Source organism: Streptomyces auratus, from assembly GCF_050433025.1.
Lineage (GTDB): Bacteria > Actinomycetota > Actinomycetes > Streptomycetales > Streptomycetaceae > Streptomyces > Streptomyces sioyaensis.
Window position 1 is genome coordinate 2,439,984 of record NZ_JBNGCB010000001.1, and the last position, 25,907, is coordinate 2,465,890.

At 66.3% G+C, this 25,907-nt stretch carries 24 protein-coding genes; 5 read left to right on the forward strand and 19 right to left on the reverse strand.

Annotated features, from left to right (window positions below; genetic code table 11):
- The first annotated feature begins 16 nt into the window (after positions 1–16).
- Both BKA18_RS10425 and BKA18_RS10430 read left to right on the forward strand, forming a co-directional pair.
- Complete coding sequence (locus BKA18_RS10425; protein ID WP_366048127.1) at positions 17–565, forward strand: hypothetical protein; 549 nt, start codon at positions 17–19, stop codon at positions 563–565.
- A gap of 43 nt (positions 566–608) precedes the next feature.
- Positions 609–737, forward strand: a complete 129-nt coding sequence (locus BKA18_RS10430) for a hypothetical protein (protein WP_366048126.1) — start codon at positions 609–611, stop codon at positions 735–737.
- A gap of 365 nt (positions 738–1,102) precedes the next feature.
- On the opposite strand, the gene BKA18_RS10435 is transcribed toward BKA18_RS10430, so the two are convergent.
- Positions 1,103–1,291: a hypothetical protein gene (locus BKA18_RS10435; protein WP_366048125.1), complete on the reverse strand. Its 189-nt coding sequence runs from the start codon at positions 1,289–1,291 to the stop codon at positions 1,103–1,105.
- A 208-nt stretch (positions 1,292–1,499) separates the two neighbouring features.
- On the opposite strand from BKA18_RS10435, the gene BKA18_RS10440 reads away from it, so the two are divergent.
- Entirely contained in the window at positions 1,500–1,802 is a 303-nt protein-coding gene (locus BKA18_RS10440) for a hypothetical protein (RefSeq protein ID WP_366048124.1), read from the forward strand.
- Positions 1,803–1,912: 110 nt separating this feature from the next.
- Positions 1,913–2,218: an esterase gene (locus BKA18_RS10445; RefSeq protein ID WP_366048123.1), complete on the forward strand. Its 306-nt coding sequence runs from the start codon at positions 1,913–1,915 to the stop codon at positions 2,216–2,218.
- Positions 2,219–2,532: 314 nt separating this feature from the next.
- On the opposite strand, the gene BKA18_RS10450 is transcribed toward BKA18_RS10445, so the two are convergent.
- From BKA18_RS10450 to BKA18_RS10530, 17 genes are all read right to left on the reverse strand, one after another.
- Complete coding sequence (locus BKA18_RS10450) at positions 2,533–2,937, reverse strand: hypothetical protein (RefSeq protein ID WP_366048122.1); 405 nt, start codon at positions 2,935–2,937, stop codon at positions 2,533–2,535.
- A gap of 317 nt (positions 2,938–3,254) precedes the next feature.
- Complete coding sequence (gene eccCa, locus BKA18_RS10455; RefSeq protein ID WP_366048121.1) at positions 3,255–7,241, reverse strand: type VII secretion protein EccCa; 3,987 nt, start codon at positions 7,239–7,241, stop codon at positions 3,255–3,257.
- Positions 7,242–7,251: 10 nt separating this feature from the next.
- A complete protein-coding gene (gene mycP / locus BKA18_RS10460; RefSeq protein ID WP_366048120.1) occupies positions 7,252–8,472 on the reverse strand; it encodes a type VII secretion-associated serine protease mycosin in 1,221 nt (406 codons plus the stop codon).
- The gene (locus BKA18_RS10465; RefSeq protein ID WP_366048119.1) at positions 8,469–10,046 is read right to left on the reverse strand and encodes a hypothetical protein; all 1,578 of its coding nucleotides are present in this window, start codon (positions 10,044–10,046) and stop codon (positions 8,469–8,471) included. Before BKA18_RS10465 ends, mycP begins: the two co-directional genes overlap by 4 nt.
- 94 nt (positions 10,047–10,140) lie before the next feature.
- Entirely contained in the window at positions 10,141–10,449 is a 309-nt protein-coding gene (locus BKA18_RS10470; RefSeq protein ID WP_238572580.1) for a hypothetical protein, read from the reverse strand.
- Positions 10,450–10,723: 274 nt separating this feature from the next.
- On the reverse strand, positions 10,724–11,839 hold the full coding sequence (locus tag BKA18_RS10475; RefSeq protein ID WP_366048117.1) for a hypothetical protein: 1,116 nt from the start codon (positions 11,837–11,839) through the stop codon (positions 10,724–10,726).
- Positions 11,839–14,025, reverse strand: a complete 2,187-nt coding sequence (locus tag BKA18_RS10480; RefSeq protein WP_366048116.1) for a hypothetical protein — start codon at positions 14,023–14,025, stop codon at positions 11,839–11,841. Before BKA18_RS10480 ends, BKA18_RS10475 begins: the two co-directional genes overlap by 1 nt.
- A gap of 2 nt (positions 14,026–14,027) precedes the next feature.
- The gene (locus tag BKA18_RS10485) at positions 14,028–14,486 is read right to left on the reverse strand and encodes a hypothetical protein (RefSeq protein WP_351269700.1); all 459 of its coding nucleotides are present in this window, start codon (positions 14,484–14,486) and stop codon (positions 14,028–14,030) included.
- Between the two features lie 679 nt (positions 14,487–15,165).
- Positions 15,166–16,914, reverse strand: a complete 1,749-nt coding sequence (locus tag BKA18_RS10490; protein ID WP_366048115.1) for a relaxase/mobilization nuclease domain-containing protein — start codon at positions 16,912–16,914, stop codon at positions 15,166–15,168.
- Between the two features lie 3 nt (positions 16,915–16,917).
- Positions 16,918–17,268 carry a plasmid mobilization protein gene (locus tag BKA18_RS10495; RefSeq protein ID WP_366048114.1) on the reverse strand — a complete coding sequence of 117 codons (351 nt, stop codon included), beginning with the start codon at positions 17,266–17,268 and terminating at the stop codon, positions 16,918–16,920.
- A 269-nt stretch (positions 17,269–17,537) separates the two neighbouring features.
- Positions 17,538–17,762 carry a hypothetical protein gene (locus BKA18_RS10500; RefSeq protein ID WP_366048113.1) on the reverse strand — a complete coding sequence of 75 codons (225 nt, stop codon included), beginning with the start codon at positions 17,760–17,762 and terminating at the stop codon, positions 17,538–17,540.
- Between the two features lie 103 nt (positions 17,763–17,865).
- Positions 17,866–18,888, reverse strand: coding sequence for a DUF2637 domain-containing protein (locus tag BKA18_RS10505; RefSeq protein ID WP_366048112.1), 1,023 nt, complete (start codon positions 18,886–18,888; stop codon positions 17,866–17,868).
- Positions 18,885–19,484 (reverse strand): WhiB family transcriptional regulator, encoded by a 600-nt coding sequence (locus BKA18_RS10510; RefSeq protein WP_366048111.1) that lies wholly within the window; start codon positions 19,482–19,484, stop codon positions 18,885–18,887. Before BKA18_RS10510 ends, BKA18_RS10505 begins: the two co-directional genes overlap by 4 nt.
- Before the next feature lie 96 nt (positions 19,485–19,580).
- Positions 19,581–20,366, reverse strand: a complete 786-nt coding sequence (locus tag BKA18_RS10515; RefSeq protein ID WP_366048110.1) for an ATP-binding protein — start codon at positions 20,364–20,366, stop codon at positions 19,581–19,583.
- A complete protein-coding gene (locus tag BKA18_RS10520; protein ID WP_366048109.1) occupies positions 20,366–21,316 on the reverse strand; it encodes a hypothetical protein in 951 nt (316 codons plus the stop codon). The genes BKA18_RS10515 and BKA18_RS10520 overlap by 1 nt, the downstream gene beginning before the upstream one ends.
- 2 nt (positions 21,317–21,318) lie before the next feature.
- Complete coding sequence (locus BKA18_RS10525; RefSeq protein ID WP_366048108.1) at positions 21,319–21,678, reverse strand: hypothetical protein; 360 nt, start codon at positions 21,676–21,678, stop codon at positions 21,319–21,321.
- Positions 21,679–22,619: 941 nt separating this feature from the next.
- Positions 22,620–22,814 (reverse strand): hypothetical protein, encoded by a 195-nt coding sequence (locus BKA18_RS10530; RefSeq protein ID WP_366048107.1) that lies wholly within the window; start codon positions 22,812–22,814, stop codon positions 22,620–22,622.
- A gap of 146 nt (positions 22,815–22,960) precedes the next feature.
- Here BKA18_RS10530 and BKA18_RS10535 point away from each other — a divergent pair, with 146 nt between their 5' ends.
- A complete protein-coding gene (locus BKA18_RS10535; protein WP_366048106.1) occupies positions 22,961–24,334 on the forward strand; it encodes a helix-turn-helix transcriptional regulator in 1,374 nt (457 codons plus the stop codon).
- A gap of 156 nt (positions 24,335–24,490) precedes the next feature.
- Here the strand turns inward: BKA18_RS10535 and BKA18_RS10540 are convergent, their stop codons facing one another.
- Positions 24,491–25,258, reverse strand: a complete 768-nt coding sequence (locus BKA18_RS10540) for a hypothetical protein (RefSeq protein ID WP_366048105.1) — start codon at positions 25,256–25,258, stop codon at positions 24,491–24,493.
- Positions 25,259–25,907: the final 649 nt, after the last annotated feature.

Below are 25,907 nucleotides of genomic sequence, written 5' to 3' on the forward strand. Positions count from 1 at the left end.
CACTAAGGACACGAACATGGAACAGACAGACCCCCACATGCCACCGAACGACGGCCCCACGGAAACAGCCGGCACCGGCCGATGGGCCACCGACCACGACCTCACCCGTCGACTCCGGGCGGCCACGCAGTCCCTCCTCGACTGTCTACCCATGGTCATGGAAAACGGCTGGGCCTTCTCCGACTCCCTGCAAGGAGGCGGCAAACAGGCCTACCAACTGGACGAACTGCACCCATCTTGGGCACCCTTGATCGAATCGGAAGCCCTGCGCCTCGTCGCCAACGTCGCTGGTCTGCACACAGCTTCGATGTTCTCCTCGTCGATGCCGCGCTTGATCGCGGAGATCGATGCTCAGCCGCTCGAAGTGCAGCAAGCCCTGGTCGAGCGGGCAGCCGAACGGCTCGGAAGCGTCAATGAGAGGCTCCCCGCCCCTCGGGCTTTCGCTGCCATTTCACGCTCCCCCAATTGGAGGGTCCCCATCGATCCGGCCACGGCAGTCGATGCTTCCGATCGCAGCACCACGCTGCCCCCGCTATCGGAGAATCCCCGCCGCCAATCTCGGTGATCAGCCAGCCGTAACCAAAGAATCTGGGAGCCATCTGTGTCTGATGAACCCGCCCCTCGCCGCCGGCACCGTGATCAGCTCCGCTTGGGGACACCCCGTGGACGGTCTGTACGACTACCTGCGCGAAGGCAGGGCCCACGCCCCGGCACTCGTTGCGGTGCTGCGGGTGTGAACGGCGCTCGTCATCGATGACAGCGACATCGCCGTGCCACGGGAACGGATACACCGCCTCACCCGCCAAGGGCACGTCCCGCTCCATCACGACCTCAAGCAGCTCAGCGCCTCGTCAACCGAGCTGCTGACGGCCCACGCGGAGAGCCAGGCCCGACTCCACGCCATCCGTTCGATCATCGACGCCTACCCCGAAGGGCACCTCGCCGAAGGACTCGCCCGGTCCCTGGACCACTCGGCGGCTGCTCGCGCCGAGGCAGCGCGCACCCGTTCGTCCACGCCGGTAGCGACGCCGCCCGCCGGCCCTCGGAGCACCGGTCACATGGCGGTCGTCGGAACGCGCGATGGGGTGCGATCGGCCCGTCGTTAATGCGTGCCGGCAGGCCCGTGCTGGCCCGCGCCGCGTTCGCCCGTGGCTTCGGCCCCCACCAGCTGCGCCAGCTCCTCCAAGCTCAGTTCGATCCGTCTGCCGTCGGCCATGCGGGCGCGGCCCAGGGACGCGGCCTCCGCGTCGTCGGCGGCCTCGTTGTACGTACGGACCTCTTCGTTCTCCAAGCCAACCCTCCACTGCAATCGGTCGCCCCGGGGACAGCCCCTGGGGCGACCGATTCATTCCCCCTTGCCTGGACATCAGCGCTCGGTCCTGTTCCCAGTTCGCCCACGGCAGACGCACACCGCGGCAATGGACTGGAGACCCCGCCCGACACCATGCCAACGTACGGGTGCCGGGAAAAATCGCAGGTCAACGAAGGGTTCGCTGCTCGTGCCGCTCAACTCCACCACCCCGTTCCAGGCCCCCGCCGCGCTTCCGTTCGCGACCCTCTTCGTCCAGGAGGCCGTCTTGTCGCACCAGATCACCGTCCGCCAGCTCATCCACCAGCTCCAGACCGTCGACCCCGACCTGCCCGCGTATTTCGCTATCAACTCGGACTGGCCCCACGCCCACTACGTCGGTCGCATCGTCGAAGTCCCCGGCCCGAACGGTGCCGTGTACCTCGCCGAGAACGGCCAGGAGGGCGTACTTCCTCCCGCGGTACGCACCGAGCTGGGCTGGGCGGACGTGTGACCTGCCGGGCCCACCCGCGTCTCTCGGCGGGGGCGATCAGCTCGGACCCGTCCTTTGCCCTGAGTGATCTGGTCCGTCAGCCCCTGCCCGAGTCGGTACACGGTGCTCTCTTGTGCGCCGTCCCCCCGCTGCCCGCCGAGCCGATCCGTGCCATCTGGGCCACCGCCCTACATCCCGAGCGGCTCCGGCCCGGCGCCATTTTGCTGAGCTGGGAGCCTGGCCACGGCGGCGGCATGGACGTGACCGCCCACCTCGGACTGGCTGCGACCAACGTTGTACTCGCCACCTGGCCTGGCCTTCGCGGCGACTGGACCCCCATCGTCCACCCCACCCTGTTCGAGGTCACCGGTCTTCACGCCGCGCTGACCGTGGCCACCGACGCCCTGCACCTCGCCAACCACCTGGCTTCTTCCTGACGGCCATCGACCCCACCATTGAGGGCTGCCCACGCCGGGGCAGCCCTCTCGGCTTATGGGATCTCGGTACAGAGGGCCGCTCGCGCCGCTGTCTGGAAGGCCCCGTCCCGTTCGAGCACGGACAGCCACCGCTCCCAGCCCCCAGGGCACCTATCGCCGCGCCCAGAACCGCGGCAACGCTTCCGTCCATGCCAGGGCATTAGACGCGCACCATGCCGGCGCCACCAGCGCGCCTCCCGTCATTCCAGACGAAGGGCTCACCAACGCTGTGCGTCGGGATGCAGTCAGGTCGTGGGGCATTGAGTGATGAGCCCTCACTCCGGACGGGGCTCAGCGAGATAGGTACCGGCCAGTGTGCCGTCGTACCCCTCAGCCTGTGCCGCGGCCTCCAGGCTCGGGAAGTCCTGGCCGATGCCTTCGCCGATCATCGCCAGGTAGTCCGCGCGGGTCAGTTCGCGCTCCACCCACTGGTGCGCGCAGCGGCAGCGGATGCTGATCTCGTTGCGGTCGCAGATCACCATCCAGTCGCGCCGGGCGCCGCACTGGGGGCACATGACGGTGATCCCGGTGATGACGATTTCCTCGGGGTGCGTGGTGGCGCGCAGACCGACGTTCCCGCCTGCGGGCTGCATCTCCTCCTGGAGCCGCAGCAGCGGGTCATGGCCGGTTGCCGTCTCCGGCAGAACGGGTCTCGGGGCCTGGAGGTATTCGCTGAGCATCCGCATCGTCTCCCTGTTCTCTCTCCAACCAGCCATAACAGGCGCCGCTGCCGGTGTCCAGCCCTTTGTTGCGCTGGTCAGCGCCTTGTGCCTCGGGGGCGGGGGTCGCTGCGGTTGGTCCGGACGGTGGGCGCGGAGATTATGCGGCACAGCGGACGGTAGACGCTATGCAGGTCTTTGGCGGCTCGTTGCACGTAGCCGCCCACCTTCTCGCTGCATCGGCCGTGGCGTCCGACGCACTGCATGGCTCACCGGCTCGCGGACTCCTGCCCCGTACAGCCCCACCCGGACATCGGCGGCTGGCTGACCTCACTGCCTCAGTTGGGGTCGTACCAGCCGATTTGGATGATGCGGGGCCGTTGCCGGGGAGTGATCAGTTGGGCCCGCCCGGGCGGCATGGGCCCGGCCTTGGTATTGCCTATCAGTGGTCCTTCGTCGGGGTCTCCCGACAGGATGATCCCCGCTGCTCCGAGTTCTTTGAGACGCCGGGTGACCGGATCGAAGGAGGTTCGGGCCGCGCCGGCGGTGCTGCGGGCGACGATCACGCGAAGGCCGATGTCTCGCGCGTAGGGAAGATATTCGGCCACCGCTTCGAGGGGATTGCCGGACGGGAGCGCGACGAGGTCGTAGTCGTCAATGACGACGAAGATCTCAGGGCCGTGCCACCAACTGCGGGCACGCATCTGCTCGGCGGTTACCTCCGCGGATGGCATCCGAGCTTGCAGCAGCGGGACGAGGCGCTTGAGGCCGCCTTCGAGGGATGCCGACGCGGGAGCGTAGTGCAGCACATGGTCCTGCGGGAGTTGGCCATGCAGAGCGCGTCGGTAGTCGCCGACGATCACCAGAGCTTCATGGGGCTGATGCCGTTCGGCGAGACGCCGGGTGAGCAGACGAAGAAGCGCGGTCTTCCCAGACCCGCTTTCGCCGTAGATGACGAGGAGCGGGTCAGTGTCGAAGGTGACATAGGCCGGGGCCAAGGCCACTTCGTCGAAGCCCACAGCGAAGCCCAGGTCAGGCGTTTCGCTGGCTTTGGGAAGCGCGTCGCCGTGCAGGCGATCCGGGAGCATGCGCACAGGCGGGCACACCTGGCCGGACCAGTTGGCCGCGATGGCCTCGATCAGATCGGCCGAGCTTGCGGCACCGTCTGTCTGGTCTTGTGTGGCACCGAGGCCAGTGGCTTGCGGGAGGGCTGCGACGTAATGCAGTCCGCCCCGGGCGAGGCCGTGCCCGGGACGGGATGCGGGCACGTTACGGGCGCGTTTGCGGTCGTGCTCGGAATCCAGGGGATCGGCCATCCGAAGTTCCAGCCGGGTGCTGAGTTGGTCCTTGAGGGCAGGGCGAATCTCGTTGTACCGGCCGGCGGTAAGGATGAGATGGACGCCGAAGGCAAGGCCCCGAATTGCCATTGCCTCGACGTCGGGGATCAGCTGCTCGTGCTCGCGTTTGAAGGTGCCCCAGCCATCGATGACGAGAAATACATCGCCCCACAGATGGTCGGGGTAATGACCCACGGCCCGCCGCCCACGGTAGGTCCGGATGGAGTCGATGTGGTGGTTCCGGAAGAACTCCTCCCGTTCGTCGAGGACCTCCCGTATCTCGGCGATGGTCCGTCGTGCCTTGGCCGCGTCCAGCCGGGTTGCGACACCCCCGACGTGTGGGAGATCAGCTAGGGACGACAGGCTGCCGCCCCCGAAGTCCAGGCAGTAGAACTGCACTTCGCGTGGTGTGTGCGTCAGAGCGAAGGCCGTGACCAGGGTGCGCAGCAAGGTGGACTTCCCCGAACGCGGGCCGCCGATGACCACGGCGTGGCCCTGCGGACCGGAAAAGTCCTGCTTGAGGACTTCTCGGCGCTGCTCGAATGGCATGTCGGCGATGCCGAGCGGGACGACCAGTGACATCTCCCGCCATTCGGCGGGGTGCAGGCCCCGTTCGGTTGTGCTCGTGAGAGGGGGGAGCAGATCGCCGAGGGGAGGAGAATCTTCCAGCGGGGGAAGCCAGACCTGTTGTGCCGGCGGCCCCTCATCCTGGAGGCGCCCCACCAGAACGTCCAGTACGGAAGGACCAGTACCGTCACCGCCTTGCGGGGCTTCCTCATAGCTAGGGACAGATGAGCCGGGATTGGCGAGGGCAGACTCGGCAGTGAACAGCATCGGTGACAGGTCTTCCCGACGCCCGGAGGCCGTCGTGCGCCGGGGACGGTACGGACCGGAGACGTACGCGGCCTTGAATTGCGTTGGGGCTTCTGTGCCGCAGCTCAGAATTCCGGCACCGGGGACTGCGGGCAGGTGGTAGGCGTCCTGTGTGCCGAGGGCGATCCGGGACTCTTCGGCGGAGAAGGTCCGCATGACCAGGCGGTAGGACAGATAGGTGTCCAAGCCGCGTAGCCGGCCCTCCTCCACACGTTGCGAGGCAAGCAAAAGATGAACACCGAGAGAGCGGCCGATGCGTCCGATCTGCAGGAACATGTCGATGAATTCGGGCCTGGCGGTCAGCAGTTCACTGAACTCATCGAGAATGATCAGCAGGGTGGGCAACGGCTGAAGCGGTGCCCCCGCCATCCGTGCTCTCTCATAGGCGCCGATATTGGCGAAGTTGCCGCTGGCGCGCAGGAGTTCCTGACGGCGGAGTAGTTCGCCGGCGAGGGCGTCCTGCATCCGGTCGACGAGGGTGAGGTCCTCGGCGAGATTGCTGATGAACGCGGCTGTGTGCGGCAGGTCAGCCAGGCCGGCGAAGGTCGCTCCGCCCTTGAAGTCCGCCAGAATGAAATTCAAGGTCTCGGAACTATGAGTCGTGGCGAGCCCCAGGACCAAAGTGCGCAGCAGCTCAGACTTGCCCGATCCAGTGGCGCCGACGCACAGTCCGTGCGGCCCCATGCCTCCTTGAGAGGCTTCCTTGAGATCGAGGACGACGGGGTTGCCGTCCCCGTCGACTCCGAGCGGCACGCGCAGCCGCTCGTGCGGGGTCCGCTGTGTCGAGGGTGGGTCGAAGGTTGTGGGGTCGTCGATGCCCATCAGATCGGTGAATCCCAGATTGCCCAGGAGCGGGTCCTCGTCCTCGTCGTCGCTGGTGCGCAAGGGTGCCAGGGCACGAGCGAGCGCGGTGGCTTCGACCGCGGTCAGGACGTCAGGAATGCCGGTGTAGACGGAGCCGGCACTGGAGACGAGGCTGAGGGTGTTCGGTTCGACAGCCAGACCCGGTCGACGATCGATTCCGCGGGACCTGCTTCCGCGCGTCCGATGCTGCTGCTCGGCACCAGCTGCCGATTCGAGTTCAATGACGGTCACGCCCTGGAACCTGTCTCGGTCGGTAGTCAGCGGCGATCCCGCCGCGGCCCCAACGTCCAGCAGAATCACCAAGTGCGGCCGGTCCAGGAGCGGCTGGGCATCCGGCGACCATTCATGGCGCGCAGCCAACTGCTCAGCGAGCCCCTCCTCAAGGGCATCGAACGAAGGAAACATCAACAGGCCGGGGCCGCGCCGTCCAACGCCATTGCCGTGCTCGGCCGGACGGGCGTGCGGCAACCACTTCATCCAGTCCCACTCCAGGACTGCACCCGGCGCTGCGACCACCGCTAGCCACAGGTCGTCCGGCGCATGCAGAGCGGCCAATTGGCAGATCACAGCACGGGCGACCCCCTGGACTGTGTCGGCATGGCCCCGGATCGTCAGCCACGGGAAGGCACGCAGGGACAGCGCCATGGGCAGTTCATCGAGTTGCTCATACGCCTTCACGAACCGTTGCAGCGCATGCGCGGCCAGCGGCTCCCACTCCTCTGCCGGCCCGGCCTGCGGCACGACGAGCCGGGTCGCCAGCAGCTGAGGACCCACCCCCACCCGCACCTGACCGAAGTCATCGTCCTCGGGCCGCCGCTCCCACAGTCTCTTACGGTCGGCGATCACAGCCCACAGCTGGCCTGGCTCCGGGAAAGTGCGGCACTCAGCCAGCCGCTGACCACGTGCGGTATCCCGCACGTCCTCACGGGTCCGGACCAGATACTTCAGATAGTCCTGACGTGCCGCACGCACGCTCGACGATGAGCCGCGGCGAGCACGCACAATCTGCGTCATCCCCATGGCCACAGCGGAGACTGCCATGATGGCGCCCATGATCTTCATGAACGGCGGAGAGCCAGGCAGGAAGAAATAGACCGCACTGCTGCCCATTGCCATCGTCGGCAACAGCATCAGCGCAACAGGTTCCCCCTTGTGCTCAGGCAGCACGGGCGGCGCCTTCAGCTGGAGGTCGCCCTTGGGATAGTCAGGAGGCGTCGCGCGCGGAGGGCGCTTGATGGTGACGGTTGCCAACGGGGCCCGGTTACTGCTGGAAAGGCGGGCCAGGCTGCTGCTGGCCGAACGGCGAAGGTGGCGGCACGACGGGACGCCGGCGCCTGACAACAACCACGGCCACGACGGCCAGGAGCCCAAGCACCACTACGCCGACGACACCCCAGATGACGTACGCCGACCGGTCCTTGCTGGCAGACGCGCCTGGATCGGCCGGGGCCGAAGGATCAGCTGGCGCGTCGGGCGAGGAAGACGACGGAGCGGGCAGCGGGCCATTCTTCGAACCGGCGGGAATGTCCTCGGTCAGGGCACTGTAGGGGCGGATGAAGCCATACCCGTAGTGCTTGTCCGGAAGCTTCGCGCCCTTCATGGAGTCCGGCAACTTGGCTGTCTTCACCAGGCGGTTGGCGATTTGGCCGGCCGTGAGATCCGGGAACTTCGACCGGAGGAGTGCAGCGGCGGCTGATACGTAGGCTGTGGCACCAGATGTTCCGGTGCCGTGCTGGTACTCGTGGTTCAGGCCCGCGCTGTAGTTGTCTACCCCAGGTGCCGCGAGCAAGTTGTTCGACCCGTAGTTGGACTTCTCCCAGATCTTCCCTGCGGAGGCGACGGCGCCCACCGAGATCACTCCTGGGAAGCTCGCGGGATATTCCGGCGTTGCAACTCCGTCGTTCCCTGCCCCGGCGACGATGACTGCGTCCTTCTGTCGCGCATATCTGACAGAGGCGGCCATGTCCGGGTCCTTGAAGTCGTCCGCCAGTGACAGGTTGATCACCGATGCGCCGTGATCAACGGCGTAGCGGATCGCCTGCGACACTGGTTTGCCGGTGCCCATTTGCAGATCACTATCCGTGATGGCGCGCAGAGGCAGGATCTTTGCCGCAGGGGCCAGTCCCTTGATGCCCGCAGTCCCCCCCGGCCCATGGCCGTGCCCTGCGATCAGAGAGGCCATGCCAGTGCCATGCGAACTGTCCTCCTCACGGTCCGCACGACCACCCTTGAGGAAATCCTTACCGGGCAGCACATTGCCTGCGAGGTCGGGGTGGGTCCCGTCGACGCCCGTGTCGATGACAGCGACGGTCACCCCCCGACCTGTGGATACCTTCTCAACCGCATCCGCATCGAACGCCGACAATGCCCACTGACGATCGCGAATGGAATCCGCGGCCGCTGGGTCCGCTACCTGCGCGAGGCTGACCACGCACAGCAGCGCCGTCCCACCTGCCGATCTCATCCATCGCTTGAGCGTCACGCCTTGCCGCTTCCTTCCGAACTGTCCGGCCCCGCCTGAGGGCTTCGCTGTTCCGGCGCGTCAGCATCGGCGTTCTCCTCGGAGGCCGAAATGCCGATAACGTCAGGCACAACGTCGCGCTGCGATACCCAGGTGTCCTCATCCTCGACCAAGTAGTCGGGACGCGACGACCCCCGCTTCTCCTTTTCATCGCGGGCCGATCGCCCGCCAGGCGGCACAGCCATCGGACCCCGAGCGCGAGATGCTCCTTCCGGACCGCTGTTCAGAACGCCGCCGCGGCTGCGATGCAGACCGGAGCCGCCTTGCGCGCCTCGCCCAGGCACTGCGGGCTTGCTTGGCTCTCCGATGACACCGCCAGGCCGTCGGGCGAACCCTCCCTGACGGCCACGTGTTCCTCCCTTGCCAGACGCACCCGGACCACCGGCGCCGCCGATTGGCGGTCGACCTGTCTGACCTGGTTGGCCGGGGGCGCCTGGCACTGCGGACTTTCCTGAACCTGCGCGGCCACCCGGAGGCGTGCTCGGAACGCCCGGTTTGCCGGGGCGTGGCGTTCTGCCACCCAGCGGACCACGGCCACCGATCGGTGGCTGACCACCAGGAGGCATAACTGGCCCACCAGGGCCCAAACCGAATTCGCCGGGATTCCTGCCGATTACCGCGCTGCCAGGGCCTGCGCCGGGAGAATTGGTGGGGTTGGGCACACCGCCACGCACCCCGTCCAACGCCGTACCAGGAAGCGGTGCCTTCGGCGCGGAAGGACGCGCTCCAGGTCCGGCAGAACCCTCCGCAGCACCGCCCGACTGCCCAGGACGCGGGGAAGCGACTCCACCTCCCGCAGACGACGAACCGCCGGCTGCCCTCCGGCCGCCCGAACTCGGTCCGGCTTTCCGGGGACTCGCCACAACTGGAACCATGGCAGCTGCCACATCCGGCGGAGGAACCATCGAGTCCGGCGCAGAGACAGGCTTATCCGGTTCGATCTTCCCCGGGCCCTGCAGGTTCTTTGCCTTAAGGTTGTACGAGGCTCCGAGCTTCTCCATGTGGGCGGCTGCCTGCAAGGCGATCTCCCGCCCGCGCGAGAGCGTGTCGGCATGCTTCGACAGCGCTTCGCCAGCGTTCATGCCCTTGGAAACGTCGTGTTTCAGTCCGCTGTCGTCACGGCTCAAGGCATCGCCTACCTTGTCCACACCATCTTTCACGAACGAGATTCCCGCCGTGATCACGTTTCCGTCTTTGACCTCACTCTCGGTGTCTTGTAGTTCGGTGACAGCCCGCTTAGCCTCTCGAAGGTCGATTGCCGCGGCCTTCAGGGTGTGCGCCGTGTTCTTCGCGTACAGGGAGCCGTTCTTGAGGCTCTTGCTCAAGATCTTGGCCCGCGCGGCAAAGGCGTCCGCAGCGGTTCCGTGCCAGTACTCAAGGACATCCGCCACGGCCTTGTCCAACAGGTCCCGCACACTTCCGTCCGGAGCATCGCCGGCCATCTGGTCATGCACGTGCATCCAGTGGTCGGCGATCTCATCGACCTTGTCCGGCTGCGCGTCCCGCACCATGGCCTTCAACTTTTCAAGCGTCATACTTGAAAAGTCGGTGCTGTGCCCGCCCCCGCTACCCATCTCAATTCCTCCCCGCTGCGCCGGCCCACATGCGCGAGCCAGCGGTGGCTCCGACTTAGCGCATTGATTCGCGGACCTCTTGCTCACGACTCTCGTAGCCGTCGTGCACCGCCGCCGAATTCTTGCCAGCTGCGGCGATCATGCGCTTCAGCTCAGCGACCATGTCCGCGATGTCCCGCTTCAGCTCGCCGTGCGCACCCCGGAGCCCAGCTTCCTCGGCGAACCCCTGCCCCAGGTATCCCTCGGGCAGCTCCGTCTTGTACTCCGCCGTGACACCGACCCCATCCATGGTGTCCACAAGCGAGTTGAGTCGCGTAATGACTTGTTGTAGTGCGCTCAAATCGACGCGATATCCCTCGGCCATCCAAATCCCCCCGGCCTCGTGCTAGATCTCTGCCTGGCGCTCGCGCCATAGCGAACTCATGTAACCCTCCGTCAGACCGCCCAGTCAACCGTGGCCCTGGCGAGGACGAAGGCATCGCGGATCTGTCCTGAAAGCGACCCGGATCTGGCCGACTTGGCTACGGCGGTATGTCGTGTGCGCCCGTTGTCCGCCAGAGTGACGTGTTCGCACATTGACGCAGAGACAACCACTCAATCTCCGCCCTGCGTGGTGACACCGCGCCTGGTGGCCCTCTTCACGGCAATTTGAGATCAGTGCAGCCGTGGCGCTTAGCGGACCGGGTAGCGAACTCCTTCAGTGCGGCCTTTTCTACCTTCTCGCTTGGGACCGAGTCGTAGTTATTGTGGTCTACCGGTCGGGTCGTGATGTACAACGCCCGACTACCGGAAGGACACTGTGCCGAAGCCCAGAACGCATCGCCCTTACGGCCGGCAGGCTTCCACGGATCGTATTCGTCATCATAGCCGAGCTGTTCCCGCAGCGCCGGAGCAAAGGGACCGTAGAAGGCGCTGACGCGATTGTGGACAGAACTTGATTCCGCGACGTAATAACAATTCTCGATCGGGGATTTCGAATCTGTGACGCTCTCACGGACAGCTACCTCGATGCCCGCACAAGTCCCCCGAGCCTTACCCGATATTATTGAGTGCGCAGTGTTGTCCGGCACCCGATCGATGACGCCCCCAGGAACAACAGTACATCCCCATGCCTTAGCTGCGTTCTGCGCCGTCTTCACCGTCGTGCGGGCGAAACGCGCGCGCTGGGTGGCTCCCTCCACTGATCGCATAGCCGTCCCCTTCACCGTGACGATCAGGGAGGAACGCTTTGGATCGCTACGGTGATTTGTGCAGGGCATGTTGACTGTGGCAACGAGATCTTGACCCGCGTGCCCCTCGTCCATCACGCCTTGCCATCCGTGGCCGAGCGGAATCGCCATTCCCACGTCACCGTACGGAACGAATTCATTAAAGTCGTGAAGCGCCCCCGCCGCATCGGAACCCCAGTCCAGTCCCACTGATAGCCATCCGCCGGCATCGGGGTCACGCACGGAGCACTTGTGAAGCTGACCTGAGCTGGGGACAGCTCCCTGCTCTACTTCAACATCGTGCGCGCGCAAACGGTCAACACCTAGCAGTTCCCTGACCTCTGAGGTGTCAACACTGCCTCTGCAAGAGTCGGCCAGGCTACGACCGTCTTGCCAACGGTCATACGCCCCGCTGAAATAGAAGATGCTGGGCACCGCCACCACGACGATGATGACCACGGCGATCAGCCACCGCTTGCGCTCGCGGCGGACTACTCGAGGATCGGGGTCACCAATACGGCGATCCTCCGTTGCGTCAGCGGTCATCAGTTGTTGTTCTTCCCTCGGCCAAGAACATCTTGCACATCGGTACGACCATCCTCGTAAAAGCCCTGCAGTTCATGCTGGACGAAGTTTGCGTCCGACGTATCAGCGCCAATTCCTCGTGTCTCGTACAATTCGCCAACCATCGCGTTGATGCTGGCTTTCCCCCCCATGCCCGCGCTTCCGTTGAGTGTGTTCTCCGCGATCTCTTCGGCCGAGCGCGCATCGGTATCGGCATCCATCTTCTCTTGCCAGGCGGAAGCACCCACATCAGTGAGGCGCACCGCGATGGAGCCAACGGCAGGGATTTTGCTAGCTCCCTCGGCTAGCCCATGATATCCAGCCTTCGCTATCCACCACTTATGGTCAGAGCGTCCCTCGTCGCGGTGGTCGAGGATGACATCACCTTGGATAGCATCGATGGCGCCCGTTGCTTTAGTGGCATCAGACATCATTTTCTTGGCTTCGTCCGCGCTAGTTCCAGCAGGAATATCAGCCAACTGGTATGCCGTATGGGTGGTTTGCGCCTCCTGGAGCGCGCGGTACGCCACAGGATCGTCCGACACCCCACGCATGACCCGGATCAACGAATTCCGATCAACGGCCATACGCATTTGTCCGGTCTCCTTGTCCGCCCACACCCCCGATGCTTTCTCTCCATCGTGATGCGCTGATCCATCGTTGACGTTCGAAAGCACGTCCTGCGTGTCGGAGACGTAGTCGCCCAGGGCATTGGCGATCGGACGATGCATGCCGTCAGGTAGCTTCTCGTTCTTCGAGCCACCGTCGAGCATGTTGATGCTGTCACGCATGATCCTGGCTTGCGATGCAGTGTGCTCGCGCACCTCGTCTTCCTGCCCCGGCTGATGCCCGGTGGAGCCCGCTTCGATGGCCAGTGCCAGCGAACCCTGGCCGGTCTTCTTGTCGAAGCCGTCCTCTACCCACTCTCGGTCATCCACGAGATACTTGAGATTGCCGTTCTCGCGCGGCTCGCCGGGGTCCAGGAATCCGGTTGCGGCTTCGGGATTCTTGCTCAGTGCATCCATGTAGCCCGTCATGGGGTCGGCGCCCGGCCCGTCTCCCGAATAGTCGATCCTCGGCATCGTGGAGTCCGGAGCCCACAACTCCCTTGGAGTCGATGGGCTTCTGGTCTTCTCGTAGCTCAGGAGGTCTCGGCCGTAGTCATGGAGGAAATCGCTGTCGTAGCTACCGCTTCGCATGAGGCTGCTCATCAACTGGTAGCCCTTGGCACTCGGCCCGCCGATCCCTCCCGGATCGATCATCTGCGGCCCGAGCGCCCGCATCTTCTCCTTCCAACCGTCCATTGCCGCACTTTCGCTCTGTGTGGCGATGCCGAGTGTGGAGCCGAGGCTGGCCTGCAACTGCTTGAGGGCGGCGTTACGTTCGCCACCTCGCTCTCCGGAGTTCGGCCCTGACGCCTCACGCCAGAATTCGAGGGCACCCTTCGGACCCATCGAGAGAGCGAACTTCTCCGCAAAGACCATGTCATTCTTGCGCTTTGAAAGAAGCTTCCCCAACCGGCCCAGCTCATCGTTGGTCAGGTCTTCGCCTTTTTTGGTGAGCCTGAGCGCCTCGACCATATCCTTCTTGGCGTCCCGCGCCGAGTCCAACGACGTATAGATGTTCTTGTTAAACGAGTCGCTATTCTTACCGTTGGAGTCCTGGCGTAGCGCCCAGTCCGCGGCTTCGTCCGCAGCAGTAGCCTCCCTCAAGACCTTCTCGATACGCTTCTGCATCGCATCGACCGCGGCCTTGCGTTCCGGGAGGAAGGCATCACGATATTCCTCGGTGGTGCCTTGGTTATCGAGATCAACATCGATGACCGTGCCGTTATCCAACACTTCGAGCTTCTCAGCCGGCGCATCCTCATCCATGATCCGGCGAAGCTTCTTCTGTGCCGCGCTGAACTCCGAATGGGCGTCGAGCAACAGCGTCGCAATGGCTTGTGCCTCTTCTGCTGCGGCACCGTACTGCTTCTTGATCTTGGTAAGCGACTCTTGCGCCTGGTCGGCGGCATGCCCTTGCCAATCGGACTTCAGGGGCTTGGTGACACGGGCCTCGAAGTGCTCTTGCAGTCCCTGGTATTTCTTCGGTAGCAGCTTCCACTCGTCCGCCGCTGCCTGGAGCTTCCCGAGGTCGGCATGGAGGAGGTCGGAGAAAGTGACCATGATCAGCTCCTCCCACCGTCGAGCGCGTCCATCCTGGACTTCTCGGCGTGATCAGTCCGCTCATACGACACGCTGGTGTTGTGCAGCTTCATGTATGCCTCGGACAGCATCGTGCTGAGGTGAACGGCCTCCCCCGCCCAGCGCCTGTGCATCCTGAACAACCCGTCGTCGGTCTGCCAGCCGTGCAGCCCACTTGACGCGACGTCGGTAGCTGACAGGGCGTGCTGATCCACCTTGTCGGTATCACCCCGCAGTTCCTCCACCGCCTTGGCGGCCTTGGTCAGTGCGGCCGTATGGACCGATGTCTGTCGGCCCCCACTCCCTGCGCCTCCGCCTCCGTTGCCCCCAGCGGAGTTGAGCTCCATCGTCACGTTCTGCCGCTTGGCGGCATCAGTGAGCGATCCGTCCTCGTTGTAGCGGAACGGATTGAGCCGACGGTCCCAATCCTGGTCGTAGGTCATGCGCTTCCCCCCGGTGGTGGTGCAGGCCAATGATCACTGTGGACGCACAGCAGAAAGAGCTTAGGGCGTCAAGTGGGCCGGAACAATTAGCTGAGCGGTCTGTTTCATCACGGGGTCTGACCTGGCCAAATGTCGACTGGGAGCATACGGGGAGCAACCGCCGAAGAGCCTCCAATTCGGCCGGGAGGCGGGCGACAGCCGAGAAGCTGGTGGTTGGGAACGCGAGGCTTACCACTGGCAGTTGCGGCCGCAGCAGATGCTGGACGTCAGCGGATTCATGGGCTTCAATCGAGCAGTTCCTGAGCATCGACGTGCCGTTGAGCGTATGGCTGCGTCTGGTGCGCCGTAGTGACGCGATGTCGCCGACAGCACCCTCAATGAACTCAGCAACCGAGTTGGCCCCAAACCCCAACACCCCTCATAGCTCGACGAGATCGGGACCTGCGCCATGGTTCTGGGGTACACCGCCGCCGGATTCCTCTGGGTGCGTGGCGCAACGGAGGTGCACGTGGCCGGGCGGCTGTGTCTCGGCTTGGAGACGCACCAGCGGATGGTCGGCGACAGCACGGTTCTATGGGCTCGGACGTCCTCGCTCAGCATCCGCATCATCTCCTTCTTGTTCTCTTCGATCAGCATCAACAGGGCCCGGTGTCATGTGTCCAGCCTTTTGCTGTGCAGGTCAGCGCCTCGGTGAACGCATACGCGGATCGAGCTGCGCCGCCTGAGTTGGAGGCGCGCTCGGCGTTGGCCGCACCGCACGGGCTTCAGTCGGAGGCGCCTTTCGACCATCACGCGCGCGGGGAGGGGGCACGGTCGCGGGCAGTTTGCCGAGGCGTCGCAGCCGCCAAACGAGTACGTCGGTGACGTTGTCGGCGGTGTCCAGCTCTCGCCACTCGATCGCCTCTTTGAGGAGGGCGGCGGGGTCGTGGCCGACTCGCTCGGCCTGGTCCAGAGTGGCAGCGAGGGCATCCCAGCCCGGCTCGCGGAGCACATCGTCGGCCTGGTCGGGGAGCGTGGCTGCGACGGTGTCGGCGTACCGGTTTCGTACGGGTGCAGGCAGACGTCGGCCCTGCTCGCGCATGGCGTTTACGGGGGCGGCCGCAGCGGTTCGGTAGGCGGCCCGGAGATGTTGAGCGGCTTGCTGGGCAGCGGCGGCCTGCTGGGCGTGACCGCGGGCGGAGTGCCAGCGGACTGCGGCGATGGTTACAAGGACCATGGTGGACAGGAGCATTGCCGTGGCCCCACCGTCCTCGCCCCTGCCAAGCGCGTTGCCGGCGCGGATGATGCCGTGCGCGGCGGAGCGGATGGCGCGGTTGTCGGCGCGCTCGGCACGGATATGTGATCGGGTCGCGCGCTCGAAGGCGCGGGCAGCCTCGCCCAGTTCCTTGCGGGTGGAGGCCGGTGCGGTTTGCGCTACCGCGTCGAGCAGCTCGCCGACGCCGACCAGCTGCGCGGCGGCGTCTTCGCAGTCGTCCCCGCTGAGTGCGGATGCGGCGCGCTCGGCGACGTGGGTTGCGTCGCGGCGTGCACGGGCTGGTCGGCTTCCGCGTTCCCCGGGCGGGCGGTCGCGAGCGGGCTCGTCGTCGATGGGTCCGGCGTCGAGGCGTTGCCGGATCTTGGGCAGAGAGAGATCCGGGGCGAGCTTGGAGCCGGAGAACCAGACCGGTTCGCCGTCGCGGTTGCGGTCGCCGGGGAGGGCGACCTTGTATCCAATGGTGTCGCCGGAGGGGGCGATGCGCTTGTCGACCCGGAGGCCGGTCTCGGCGAGGCGGCGGAAGAACTCGTCCTCGTCGGAGGCTCCAGCCAGGGCCTGGCGTACGGATTCGCGCAGGGTTTCGCGGGGTGTTTCGGTACGCCCGGCTCGTTCGGCCTTTGAGCGTTCGGCGCTGGTGGGGCGCTGGGCTGCTGTGCGGTCACCGGCGTTGAGAATCTGCAGGCCGAACTCGGCTTCGATCTTTCGGCATTCGGCCTGGGCGCGGATGCCGTCCTGGTGACGGCGGGGTCGTCGGCCGTCTTCGCGAACGAGGGTGGCGACGAGGTGGATGTGGTCGTCTGCGTGGCGTACGGCGACCCAGCGGCATGCCTTCTCGTCGCCGTCTTCGGCTATGCCGGTGGCGTGGACGATGCGGCGGGCGACTTCCGCCCATTCGGCGTCGGTGAGGTGACGGTCGCCGGGGGCGGTTCGTACGGGGCAGTGCCAGACGTGCTGGGCCGGGCGACGGTTCTTCGGGAGAGCGAGGACGGGGAGGTCGAGCCGGTCGGTGAGCTGTTTGAGGGTGGCGGCCGGGTCGCGCCCGGGGTCGGGGGCGAGACCCGGCATCCAGGACTCGACGAGGTGTGGGTCGGTGTGTTCTTCCCTGCGGCCGGGCCCGTAGAGGTAGTTGAGTAGTCCGTACGTGCGGCTGCCGGTGGAGATGTCGGGGACCACGCCTCAGCGCCTCGCCATCTCGATGGCGGCGGCTTCGATGCGGGCGGCGGCACGCAGGACTCGGGCGACCGCCTCGTCCGCGTACTCAGCCTGACCGCCGGAGTTGAGCACGCGGGCAACCTGGTTGAGGTTGTTGCCGGCGCGGGCGAGCTGTGCGCTGGCGGCCATCAGTTCTTCCACCCGGCCGCGCTGGTCCAACAGCCATGTCTTCGGACCGCCTTGGCCCTGGGCGACCGCGACCGCGGCGTCAGCGAGGAACCCGGCGGTCTTCAGACCGACGGCTTCGGCGGCGCGCTTGACGGTGTCGAGTTCGTCTTGGGTCAGGCGGACGCTGCGGACTTGGTCGCGGTGCACGCTCTGACGGAGGCGAGGGCGCGTACGCGTCGCGGCGGGCGGCGGTTCTTCCCCTCCTGGCTGCGATCCGCCCTCGGTCGCAGCCTCTGGGCCCGGCACCCCCTGGTGCCTGGCCTCCCCCGCCTCTTTGGAGGCGGGGGCATGCGCTTGCGAAACTCCTCCGCTGCCCGTGGCTGCGGAGGAGTTTCGGAAGCTACAGCTTGCTCGGCCTCGTGCCGGGCAGTGGCATTGCTGCAGCTCAGGGGTGGTGCCGGACAGTTCGGAGGGGGTCATCGGGGCGTCTCCGCGGTGTGGCCGCGTACGTCGCGGAGGACCTCGGCGACATAGTCGAGCGCGAGGACCGGGTGGTGCAGGGTTCGGGGTGTGCTCGCCGGCGTTCGCTGGACGGTCCAGCTCCCGTGGGGCCCGGGTTCGGCGCGGTGGAGGTGTCCGTGGTCGCGAAGGACGGTGATCCAGGCGTCGGCCTCGGCGTGGGTAGCCGATGTGGTGCGCATCGTGGTGCCTCCGCTGTGTGGAGAGGTCGATGGTGTGGTGCGTGTGGGCGGGTGACCGGCGGTGCAGATCTGCCGGGTCACCCGCTTGGCGTGACTCGTTCGGTCAGCCCGTCCTGGTGACCGAGCCCTCGTTAGCCTCGGCGCGGAGCTGCTGCATCAGGTCGGTCAGTCGGTCGTTGGCGAGCGGGATGTTCTGTCCGCGGATGGCGTCCGCGACGACCTGGCGGGTGGCCTTCCCCGCCTCGGTGGCTGCCTGGCGGGCGATCAGCAGGAGGTTGTCGGTCACCGGATCGGTGTCCGGGGTGCCGTTGTCCGAGGTCTCCGGAGCGGTGACCGGGTGAGTCTCCGGCTCTGCGGCGGGCGGGGCGGCCGGGTGGAGGCGGGTGACCGAGGCGTGTCTGGTGGCCGGTTGTCCGCCCAGGTCAGCGGTTCGGCCATCGCGCTCAGACTCCAGCTCGGCCAGGCCATCCTTCTGTCCGGACAGGTCCTCCGAGGCCGCCGTCTCCTGAGTGCCCTGGCCGCCGATGACCGCCGGGAGGTTGGTCTCCGGGCCGGACAGCACAGCCGGGTGTCCGGATGTGACCGGGGCCGGCCGGTGCTCGACCGGGCCGACGGGGGTGTCCCGGCCGTCAGCGGTCACCCGGTCAGTCCGGACACTGGCGGTGTCCGAGTGTCCGCGGACAGCGGGCTCGGCGACTCGCCGAGCGATCAGGATGTACAGGTGGACGGCTCCTGCCAAGGCGAGCGGGGCGAGGGTGGACAGGATGCCGACGGTGACGTCGCCGAGTCGAAGCCCCGAGCCTTGCGGCTGCTGTTGGTTGAGGCGCACGGCGTGCAGGGCGTTTGCCCAGATGCTCGCGGCAGTCGCGGTGCCGAACAACATCCAGACGTAGCAGCGGGCGGCGAGCGATGCGCTGCGCAGGACCAGCAGGGCGCGCACGCCGTAGGCGATGAAGCCGTCGATCACCAGAGGGAAGACGTAGGTGAGGAACCCGCGGATGTGGATGGCGACGGCCATCTGCTGCAAGGCGTCGTAGGAGAGGGCGCATCCGGCGCCGCCGAGGGCGACTATGGCGGCCCGGTCCCAGCCGGTGATCCGCGCTGGTAGCGGCGCGATGTGCTTCACGCGGCCGTCCCGAGGTCGTCGCGGGAGGTGTTCGTCCTGGATTCCTTGAGCACCGTGGTCTGGCTCTTGGGCTCCTTCTTGCCCTTGTTCCTCTTGTTCGCCGTCTTCTGTTGGTCGACCGCGCGGTTGCGGATCTGGCGGCGGGTTTCCCGGTAGAGCTTCTGGGCGTGTTCCTTGCTGACCTTGAGCAGTCGTGCGAGCTGTTCAGCCGGGGTACCGGCCTGGTAGGCGGCACGGACGACGGCCTCGCGCTCGGCCTGGGTGAGGTGGACGTCACGACCGGCCAGGACGGCGTTCACGCGGGCGTAGTTGAGGCGATGCTGGAACTTGCGGTGCAGCGGCGCTCGCTCCTCTTCGGTCATACCGCCGCGGATGCCGTCGCGGTCGCCGCCTTCGAGGGCGGCGTCGAGGCAGGTGTTGAGGACGGGGCACTGTGCGCACAGTGCTTTGGCGGCGCGGATGCGATCCATCTCGTCCGGCTCGGGGAAGAAGATTTCCGGATCGACTTGGTGGTGGGCGGTGGAGCGGCACGCGGCGTGGTCGTGCCAGGTGAGGTCGCCGAGGGTGCGCGGCGTCTGGTTCTCGTTGCTGTGCATGGGATGTCTCCGTGGCCCCCGGGGCCCGTTTGGGCAGGCGCGACCCGGGGATTGGTCGTGAAGGAGGCGACCGGGGACGGCGGTCGCGAGAGGTCGCTAGCGGCCGTGGCGGCGAGCAGCGGATACGGCCGTGGGAGGCGCTGACCCGGCAAGTTCGGTGCATGCCGGTGGCGTGGCGACTGCAACGTTGCTGCGACGCGCGGCTGCGAGGGCTCGTCTGCGGTCGGGGCCGTCGAGGATGACCTTGTCGGTCATCTCGGTCAGGCGGGAGGCGACGCGGTCCCCGATGTGCTGGCGCAGGTCGGCCATGCCGAGGTTGGTGGTGACCAGGGTCGGGAGCATCTCGTTGTAGCGGCGGTTGATCAGCCGCATCGTGATCTCCTCGGTCCACTCGCTGCTCTTGGCCGCGCCGAGGTCGTCGATGATCAGCAGCGGGCATCGGGCGAGGTCCATCAGCTCGCGCTCGCCGTCGTGGCCGGGGCGGGGCCGCAGCTCCGCGTACAGGTCGGCGGCAGTGATCGCCTTCCAGCGCAACCGGACTCCGGCGAGGAGCAGGGACCGGACCGCGCCGTACGCCTGGTGGGTCTTGCCCGTTCCGGTGGTGCCGACGATGAGCAGCGAGCGGCCCTGGGCGATACCCGGAGCACCCTTGGGCCCGGGGCGTCCGGCCTGGGCGACCTCGCGGACCCAGGCGACGACGGCCGGGTGGTCGGCGACGGCGGCCTGGTAACGGGCCGGGATGCGGGCCTCGGCCGCATGCAGGGCGGGGGTGGGCTCAGCCGCCTCGGTGAGCTTGGCGGCCGGGTCGATGCCCCGGGCAGTGAGGATGTGGGCCAGGCGGCGGGCGATGCCGCCGACGGGCTGGGCGTCGTGGTCGCGCATCACAGCTCCTCGGCGTAGGCGGTGGCAGGGTCGGCGGGGTTGGCCCAGGCCCGGTGACCGGGCAGGTTAGGCCGCGATTCCGTCCGCACCAAACCAGCGGGGGTGGCGTTCATGGCCTCGTGGACGAGGCTCGGCAAGGTGCTCGGGTGAAGTCCCTTGGTGCGATGGCGGGCCAGTCCGGCGCGGATGTGGGTGGGGGCGATGCCTTCAGCGAGGAGTTTGGCGGTCTCGCGCCCGAGGTGGCCAAGTACGCCGCTGGGAGGGCGATGTGCGCAGGCGGCGGCGTACTCCTCCATGAGCTGCTTGGTCGAGACGGTCTCTGGTGCGTGGGCGCTTGCGCCCCCCGAAGTAGTAGTTCCTAGATCCAAGTTCCTAGGTCCTAGATCCGGACCGTGAGGACTCATTGACGGCTCACTGAGTTCTCCGTGAGGGCTCAGTGAGGGCTCACGGAATGTGCCTTGACCTGCGGTGTTGTGGTTCCTGGAGGGCTCAGTGAGTCCTCCGTGAGCCTTCACTGAGGACTCACTGTTGGTTCCGCGAGACTTCACGGAGGACTCAGGGACGGCTCCGTGAGCCTGCGGTGCGCCGGCAGCGGCCCGCTCTCCGTCGTGCTGCGGGCAGGCTGGGTGACGAATGCCGCTCGGGCGGTTGATCTTCTGGTGCTGGCGCCAGGTGACGATGTGCAGGTACCGCTTGCCGTCGTCGCCTTCGTAGCGGCATATCAGGTTGGCGCCGGCGAGCTGGGTCAGATCGTCCTCGACGTCTACAGGGCTGTGCTCAGGACGCAGGGACCAGAGCAGTCCGGCGATGACGGCGGGCTGGTCGCGGAAGCGGCCGTGGTCGTCGGCCTGGGTGAGTAGCCCGAAAAAGGTCCGCTCGGCGGTGAGGGAGACGGCTGCGAGCGACTCGGAAGCGAAGGCTTCGGGTTTGATGGTGCGGATCCTGGCCACGGTCAGCGGCCCCCGCCCGTTGCGGCGTATGCGTCGGCGACGGGGCGCAGGGCCCCTGTGGTCAGGTCGAGGTCGTACGCCTTGTCCCAGATCGCCTCGGGGTGGGCTCGGATCACCCAGCGTGCGGCCGTCATGCCCTGGGCTCGGTTGAGCGCTATGTGCTGGCCCTGCGCGTCGTACGCGCGGGCGTAGGGGCTCGGCCAGCTCCGGCCGGGCTCGCGCTGCGAGACACGGAGGGTGCGGGCTCCGGGAACCATGTCCGCGATGAGGACAGCCAAGCGGTGCTGGTGGGTTCCGGCAGTGGGTTCAAGGGCCTTGGCGGACTGGAGAGCGGGCGCCCTTCCGCCTCGGGACTTGGGCATGCAAGAATTCCTCACTCGTAGGTGGGGTGGGACGGCCGTTCTCGTCGAAAAGGTCAGCCGACTCATCCCGGTTATGAATCCGCAGCCCCTTCGGGGCGGCGGGGTCGGCGCCCGGAAGCTGCTAACTTCTGGGCGCCTACTTCATTTCCCCCTGAACGTTGGGGACTTGGCACTTGGCGTTATTCCTGACTCCCCTCCTCACTCGCTCCCATTCGGCGTTTTCGCCGAGGGAGCAGCAACATATGCGTAGAGCTGCCAACACTCCAGCGCCCAGCGGTCGCTGTATCACTTCGACGCCAACTCGACATATGACACTCCCCGATGAAGCGAGGGCGCTTCGGTGCGGCCTCCAGAAGGGGCCGACGCAGTGTTGGTAGGTGATCTCGCGCCATCGCCGGGGCGGAGTGCCATTCGCGACGGGCGTTCCTCGCGCTGCCCTCAGGCTCAGACAGGCAATGGAGCGGCGACCACTCATGCTCTCTGCTTCCGGGGTGGTCCGCTCGACTTGCTGACCGCAGAGCGATCAGCAACAAATGCAGGACCGGGACCCAAGATCCATTGATGACTCAGCCTCTGCCGATACGGCGTGATGACCCATCGGTGGGGGCAGAGCAGGAATGAGGCTTCCGTCACAGCGCAGAGAGTTGCGCCATCCCACCCCGCCGTAAACAAGAACCGCGGGCCGGCCGCTTCATTTCGAATGACTGCAACGCACACTCCTCCCCCAGCGAAAGCCCGGACCAACAGGTTGCCGAACCGATCCATGCGGTGATTTAAGCCGGACCTAAGCCCCCAGTCAAAGCATCCATAAGCCCGAGTTGATGCGCGTAGACCGGGAAAATCAATAGGCTTGATCGAGGGGTGCGACAACTCCAACTCGCCATACTGGACACAGACATGACGGTCCATCTCTGCGACATGACACGCCAATCCCCTCTTACCTACACCTGCCGACGAGCGGAATAAAAAGCGAGCGGCAATTTTCTGCCGCTAATGACGAGCGGCAGAAAATTGCCGCCCGCTATGCCCGAATCGCGACCGTAGATACCGCCTTGCCCAGGGCCGCGAAATGGAACATCGAAATGATCTTCCATTTCAGGTGTGGCCTGGCCCACAATTCTGATCCCATCGATCATGAAAGGGAGGCAAGATCGAATTCGAGTTCCCGTATTGTTGATGTACGGAACCCAGGGGAGGGGGCGGCCGATGGCCTCCCCCTTTTTCCATGTCCCGAAGAGGGAAGCGGTGGCCCTGGTGCAGGCAACAAAGCACGGAGGATGCGATGGGCGGGGGAACCGCTGAGAGCGGACCCGAGCGGGGCGGCGACGAGCCGCTCTCCGGTAAACAGGATGGAAAGCAGGCTGGCCGGGAAGACGCCCGACCGCTCACCCCAGCGCAGCTGATGGGTCTCGCCGGTCTTCTGCGGGCCTGGAGAGCTGTGGCCAGTGAACGGCTCGGCCGACAGATCACCCAGCAGGACGTCGCCGACGCGTGTGCCCGCTCTGTGCGCTGGTACCGCGATCTGGAAACCGGCGCCACGACGCGGTTGAGCCGCGAGCAGTGCGAGGCCATCGGAAAGCTGTTCACCCTCGGGCGCGACGAGCTTCAGGCCCTGCTCCTCTACAGCATGGGTGGCGCAGTCGCTGCTGGTCCGGCGCCGGCGTTCGATACGCCTACCCGCCGTGCGGTGCAGGCTCTGCTCGACCAGCAGACGAATCCGGCCTGGCTGCTCGACTCGAAGTGGAACATCGTCGGGTACAACGACCCGATGAAGACCTGGTGCCCGTGGGTCTTGGATCCCGGCGCCAACCTGATGCGGTGGTCGCTGCTCAGCGACGAGGCGAAAACGGTCTTCGTGGACTGGAACAAGCACGCCGTCGAATGGCTGGCGATGCTGCGCTTCTCCGTACTCCAGCACCCGCAGGATGCCGAAATCGGTGCCCTCGTCGCCGAGATCATCAACGGAGATGCCTACCTTCGGCAGCTGTGGGAAGAGCGCTGCGACGTCACCGAGGCGCGGGAGGCCTTCTACTACCGGGTGTCCTTGCCGGCCCACAATTTCGAGATCGTCGAGCTGGAGTCTCAGACGCTCTTCCCGGCGGCCTTGCCGGACTGCCGCATGGTCATCATGACCTGGCTGCACGCCGACAGCTCCAAGAGGCAGGCCGCAGAGGTGTCCGGCCAGACCCCGGAGAGCGGGGAACTGGCACGCCGATCGAACGGTCAGCTCCCCGGGCAGATCAGCGTCGCCACGGCGGCCGAAGCCGCGACGTACGCCGGCGAGGGTGCCGTCGCCCTGCCGATCCTGAGCGAGCTGATGGGACATGGCTGCCGGCTGACCTACGGTCCTTCGACCCGCACCGTTATCTGGGCCACGCGGCAGGACGACGGCCGCTGGGACGTTGCCGAGGTCAACCCCTACACCGTCATCGTCCGCATGCCGCAGGCAATCCACGTCAAGGGCGCCTCCGAGGAGTACAAACTGCTCACTCGGGCCCTGCTGCCCATCGACTCCAGCGACGCGGTGCAGCGCATCCAGGAGATGACTGCTCAGCTGCGTCGACGCATCGAGGTGCTGGAAGAGATCCACCGCGACGAGTGGGAGGCCAACCGCGATCAGGTCCCCTATACGTGGCACCCGGTCGACGAGATCTAGTAACGGACGCCGCGAACTTGGTGGACGACCCGCAGGGGGGCGAGGAGACCGGCCGCACCAGTGGGGCAACGCCTGAGAATCCTCCAGGCCTCGGGACGACAGCTGGCTGCCGAACGTGGCCTCGGAGGCCTCGGCCGGTGTCGGCCGGCGGCCGCCTCAGCTGCCTACGCCCAACCCAGGCAGGTTCAGCACTCCTCGGTCCGCGCAGCTGACATCGTCCAGGCCGAGGTCTCTGGGGGAGCGCGCTCCGCGCAAGCGCAACTCTGCGACCGCCATCTGTGCCGCTGCCGCGGCACTCCCCCACCCTGGCTCTGCAAAATTTGCTTCCCACCACCCCATGAGAGGCACCTGCCAGCCCCGAGCCTCCATCTCTTCTGGAGGAGTGCCTCCGTCGGGCACGCCACGGTCGTCGACAAGGACCGTCAGACCGTCCATACGTCCACAGAGGAGCCCCACAGCGCGGTCGTTGTTGGCCCGGTTGACGATATTGAACGCGGCCGCGTCGTCCCCGACCTGCGCCGGCAGCTGTTCGCCCCACGCGCGCAGCAGGCTCTCCAGCGCCTCCTCCAGTCGCTCCCAGTCCGGAGCTACGTAGCCCTCGGGGAAGACCTTCGGAGGGCTGCCAGAGCCGGAGCGGTAGAGCTGCCACAGATACGGCAGGCTGCTGGCATACGACACCTGCTCAGCGCCTTCCCCCACTCCGCGCTCGAAGCAGGCGAACTCCTCCTGCTCCAACTCCGCCGTACGACGCACGGACAGCTGCAGGCCCTCCACTCCATGGTCCAGCAGTAGCGTCCGCTCATCCGTCCGCCAGCGAATGTTTGGGCCATAGGCGTCTCCGCCGTACAGCGTCGGCGGACCTATACGGCCAACCACCGCTTCCAGGACCGCGCGAGCGGCATCGGTGCGCTGCGCCGACGTCATCGATCCAGCTCGGTACTCACGTACAGTGATCGGCAAGCGCCTGAAGTCACTTTCCGCAGGTCGCCGGTGCAGGCGCTCGGCTACATCGCCCGCTTCCCTGACGCCCGACGCACCCATATATCCACTTTGCACGAAAAGTTACATTTGGCACACCGTGGCGTTCCTGTCGACGATGGGGTGCGAGGTCGAGCTGCATCCGAGGACCGCTCAATGGGGCATAGACGCGGGATGGCTGGTTGCGAGAAACAGCCGCCAACGGTCGTGCGGGCGGGGGAAACAGCCTTCCGCTGTTGCATCGAGCGCTTCGCACATGGGCCACCAGGAGAGCTTGAAGTCCACCTCCCCCGGGGTCAGCTCCTGCGGCCCGAAGATCAGGTCTCGGGCCTCGCGACGCCGACCACGCAGACACTTCGGTAGCCGTGTCCCGCGAGGCCGTTAAGGAGGTTCGCTACGGCTCCGGTGAACGAGCTGGCGTTGGTAAATCGATGACCATGAGGCTTACGTTCGGTGTGGCACACGACAAGGCAGCACGCCTCTCAAATACCTGACCAGTGCCTTCTTCCCTCTGCTGGCGACGGCGTCGATCGCACCGAGCGGCGCCACCAGAAGCGGCGCACACTGCCCGTTGGTCAACCGCGTGGGCGCTGCC

Coding starts and splice junctions, on each gene's coding strand:
- BKA18_RS10425 (WP_366048127.1), top strand. CDS start 17: ATGGAACAGACAGACCCCCACATGCCACCGAACGACGGCCCCACGGAA.
- BKA18_RS10430 (WP_366048126.1), top strand. CDS start 609: ATGAACCCGCCCCTCGCCGCCGGCACCGTGATCAGCTCCGCTTGGGGA.
- BKA18_RS10450 (WP_366048122.1), bottom strand. CDS start 2,937: ATGCTCAGCGAATACCTCCAGGCCCCGAGACCCGTTCTGCCGGAGACG.
- BKA18_RS10465 (WP_366048119.1), bottom strand. CDS start 10,046: ATGACGCTTGAAAAGTTGAAGGCCATGGTGCGGGACGCGCAGCCGGAC.
- BKA18_RS10470 (WP_238572580.1), bottom strand. CDS start 10,449: ATGGCCGAGGGATATCGCGTCGATTTGAGCGCACTACAACAAGTCATT.
- BKA18_RS10475 (WP_366048117.1), bottom strand. CDS start 11,839: ATGACCGCTGACGCAACGGAGGATCGCCGTATTGGTGACCCCGATCCT.
- BKA18_RS10480 (WP_366048116.1), bottom strand. CDS start 14,025: ATGGTCACTTTCTCCGACCTCCTCCATGCCGACCTCGGGAAGCTCCAG.
- BKA18_RS10485 (WP_351269700.1), bottom strand. CDS start 14,486: ATGACCTACGACCAGGATTGGGACCGTCGGCTCAATCCGTTCCGCTAC.
- BKA18_RS10500 (WP_366048113.1), bottom strand. CDS start 17,762: ATGCGCACCACATCGGCTACCCACGCCGAGGCCGACGCCTGGATCACC.
- BKA18_RS10510 (WP_366048111.1), bottom strand. CDS start 19,484: ATGCACAGCAACGAGAACCAGACGCCGCGCACCCTCGGCGACCTCACC.
- BKA18_RS10515 (WP_366048110.1), bottom strand. CDS start 20,366: ATGCGCGACCACGACGCCCAGCCCGTCGGCGGCATCGCCCGCCGCCTG.
- BKA18_RS10525 (WP_366048108.1), bottom strand. CDS start 21,678: ATGCCCAAGTCCCGAGGCGGAAGGGCGCCCGCTCTCCAGTCCGCCAAG.
- BKA18_RS10530 (WP_366048107.1), bottom strand. CDS start 22,814: ATGATCGATGGGATCAGAATTGTGGGCCAGGCCACACCTGAAATGGAA.
- BKA18_RS10535 (WP_366048106.1), top strand. CDS start 22,961: ATGGGCGGGGGAACCGCTGAGAGCGGACCCGAGCGGGGCGGCGACGAG.
- BKA18_RS10540 (WP_366048105.1), bottom strand. CDS start 25,258: ATGACGTCGGCGCAGCGCACCGATGCCGCTCGCGCGGTCCTGGAAGCG.